General features: G+C 61.7%; 5 protein-coding genes. 3 read left to right on the top strand and 2 right to left on the bottom strand.

Features of this window, described 5'->3' with window-relative positions; genetic code table 11:
• Positions 1 to 57: 57 nt before the first annotated feature.
• The gene (locus tag EOA60_RS27125) at positions 58 to 324 is read right to left on the bottom strand and encodes a helix-turn-helix transcriptional regulator (protein ID WP_067330074.1); all 267 of its coding nucleotides are present in this window, start codon (positions 322 to 324) and stop codon (positions 58 to 60) included.
• A 303-nt stretch (positions 325 to 627) separates the two neighbouring features.
• Between EOA60_RS27125 and EOA60_RS27120 the strand changes: the two genes are divergently transcribed.
• From EOA60_RS27120 to EOA60_RS27110, 3 genes are all read left to right on the top strand, one after another.
• Positions 628 to 1,227: a hypothetical protein gene (locus EOA60_RS27120; protein WP_067330070.1), complete on the top strand. Its 600-nt coding sequence runs from the start codon at positions 628 to 630 to the stop codon at positions 1,225 to 1,227.
• 228 nt (positions 1,228 to 1,455) lie between these two features.
• The gene (locus EOA60_RS27115) at positions 1,456 to 1,650 is read left to right on the top strand and encodes a hypothetical protein (RefSeq protein WP_127246941.1); all 195 of its coding nucleotides are present in this window, start codon (positions 1,456 to 1,458) and stop codon (positions 1,648 to 1,650) included.
• Positions 1,651 to 2,056: 406 nt separating this feature from the next.
• Complete coding sequence (locus EOA60_RS27110; protein ID WP_067000787.1) at positions 2,057 to 2,317, top strand: hypothetical protein; 261 nt, start codon at positions 2,057 to 2,059, stop codon at positions 2,315 to 2,317.
• Between the two features lie 105 nt (positions 2,318 to 2,422).
• On the opposite strand, the gene EOA60_RS27105 is transcribed toward EOA60_RS27110, so the two are convergent.
• On the bottom strand, positions 2,423 to 2,725 hold the full coding sequence (locus tag EOA60_RS27105; protein WP_095778647.1) for a DUF883 family protein: 303 nt from the start codon (positions 2,723 to 2,725) through the stop codon (positions 2,423 to 2,425).
• Positions 2,726 to 2,809 lie beyond the last annotated feature (84 nt).

Genomic DNA, 2,809 nt, shown 5'->3' with positions numbered 1-2,809 from the left:
CAAAAAGCCCGCCAGGGCGGGCCATGGCGGGCTTTTTTCGCGGACGCTTCGGCGTCTCTATTGCTGTGTGGGCCGATTCTCTTCGGTCGGCATCATGATCAATTCCTCTTCCGGCACTTGCAGCGCGGAAGCGATACGCCTGAGTTTGGCGGGGTCGGCATCCTTGCCGTCCTCGATGTCGACGATCTCGCCCACGGCCAGGCCGCAGGTCAAGGAAAGCTCCTCAATCGTATATCCCCTCGTTTCGCGGACGGCTTTCAGCGGATTGAGGCCGGACGCGGCAATGATGTTGTTGGAAACAGCGTTTCTTGCGGTGTTGGGCATGGCAACTCCTTGGGATGAAACAACACAGATGAAATGTGGCGTTGCCTGAGACGGGCGGGAGAATGGCCGTTAACGGATGATTTGCCAAGAGGCCGTTTTGGCCGTCACGCCATCGTGACCGTGGTCATCGGCTGGGAGCCGAGGCCGCAGGCCACCGACATGTAAGGTGGCGCGAAGCCCAATCAAGATCTTTTGAAGCGCCGAAGGCCGCACCCGCCGGCATTTTGCCCACTCCGATTCGTTAGCTCTCGTCGCTTGCCGGAAGGCGGGCGACGCCAGCCCCTTTGAAGAGGATCGGATTCCATGAAACTGAAGCTATTCGCTATCGTACTCGGCATGATCTCAGGCTTTGCGGGCGCCGCTCAGGCGGACACCGTGCGCTTGCGCGGCACGGTGGTCGACCTCGCCGGTACGACGCTGAAGGTGAAAGCCCGCGACGGCAAGACCGATACGATCACCCTTTCCCCCGACTGGATGATCTCCGGTGTCGCCAAGGCGTCGGCCGCCGATATCAAACAGGGCGATTTCCTCGGCATCGCATCGGTGTCCAAGGCCGACGGCGGCAGCGGCGCGCTGGAAGTCGTGATCTTCCCGGCGGCGTTAAAGGGAACCGGAGAAGGCGACCGCGATTGGGATTTGCAGCCCAACAGCCGAATGACCAACGGCACTGTCGCCGACGTGACCGAGGTCAACGGCAGGACCGTGACGCTGACCTACAGCAATGGCCAGAAGAAAGAGATCGCCATCCCGCAATCGACGCCGATCGTCAAATTCGCGCCCGCTGCGCCTGCGGATCTCAAGCCAGGCATGACCGTGTTCGTCAGCGCCGAGCGCGGCAGCGGCGGCAAGCTCGTTTCGCGCCGGGTGGTGGTCGGCAATCATGGCGTGGCGCCGCCGATGTGAGGCGCGCAGCTGACGCATCAGGCTCGAAAAGCATGATGTCGAGCCGTCCATGCGCGCCCGTAAGGGCGCGCGGCGCGATCGTGGTTCGCCAGAAACAATCCAGAAACAAAAATCTACAGTCCGGAAAAAGTGTCGAAAAAATCCAGGAGGATAGTGCCGATCGCGGGGCTTGGGTCACCGATTTGGTCCGGTGAACTCCGGAACGCCCGCGTAAAAGGAAACGAAATCATGAAGAAGTCCCTCCTCTCCGCGCTCGGGCTGGCTCTGGCCCTGGCATTCACCATGCCGATCCTCGGCACGACCAGCGCCGATGCGGCCCCGGTGGTAAAGCACCACCATCACAAGCATCATCGCCGGCACCATCATCATCATCACCACCACCATCATCACCACCATAAGAAGGTGGTTGAGAAGAAGGCCTGATCCTTCCCACCTGCCGATGGGAAGACAGGCCTTCATTGTATTGGTCGCGCAAGTCTTCCCATCGGAATTTTTCGCTTCGTGGGACAAGCCTCTCCTTCGAGCACCCGCTGTCCCCTGATTAGCGCGCAGCCGGGTTCGATCGCTTGTCAAGCGGTCCCGACCTCTTGCCGCATCAAGCCGCCACTGCCCAACGAGCGCTTAGCGCTGCTGGCAGATCCGGCACCTACGGTAAACGCTGAACCCTGACACCTTCACAGCAATGCTCGCCAGGCGACAAAAATCGCGCGGGCCATGAACCTTTCCATTGGAGGCCGCACCAAGCGGTCATGGACGCCACGAAGGAGTTCCTCAACCCGACCGGGACGCCAGAAAGCGCTCCCAGCAACCAATGGAAGGAAATGCTCAAATGACCAACTTCAAGCGTATCTCGCTCGCCGCCGCCTTCGTCGTCTCGGCTTTCGGCTCGGTTTCCGCGCCGGCCTTTGCCGGCACGCATCCGACAGGCGACGGCGGCGCGGTCTGCAAAGGCTCGGGCTCCTGTCTGGTGCTGCAGCTCGACTGTAAGGGCACCTACACCGACGCCACCGATAAGAACGGCACCGTCTACGGCAAATGCAGCCAGGTCATGAAGGTCGATCCTAAGAGCCGGATCAAGCTCGCGAACTGATCGAAGCCGGAGCCCACTCCATCCCGATTTCATCCGGTTGGGCTCTCGTGCTGACGGAATGGCGGCCGGCGCGAACGGTCGCCATTTCTGTTTTGCAGCCCGGAGTCAGCGCCGGCTGATCAGAAGGCCGGCAAGCAGGCCGACCACGACCAGTCCGACGGCGGCCACGGTGGCCGGATGCTCGCGCGCGGTGTGCTCGAGCGCCCTGCCCCGGCGCCTGATTGCCGGCAGCGCCTCGTGAAAGCGGTCGGCGAGCTGCGAATAATAATCGGACGCCGCCTCGCGGCCGTCCTCGTAATAGGTGTCGCCGCGTTTGGCCAAGGCTTTCCTGACATCGTCAAGTTGACGCGAGAGCGCCGCGACCTGCCTGTCCAGATCGAGATCGGAAAGGGTCGAAAACCACGCCATGCCTGATGTCCTTCTCTTGCAGAGAAGGGCTAACGCATGGATGCGACAGCAGTTCCGGCTGTCAGGGACGCCGGCCGTCCAAGC

Origin of the sequence: Mesorhizobium sp. M1A.F.Ca.IN.020.06.1.1 (assembly GCF_004023265.1) — a bacterium.
GTDB lineage: Bacteria > Pseudomonadota > Alphaproteobacteria > Rhizobiales > Rhizobiaceae > Mesorhizobium.
The sequence above is the reverse complement of the archived record's forward strand: the minus strand, read 5'-3'. Positions and strand labels throughout refer to the sequence as shown.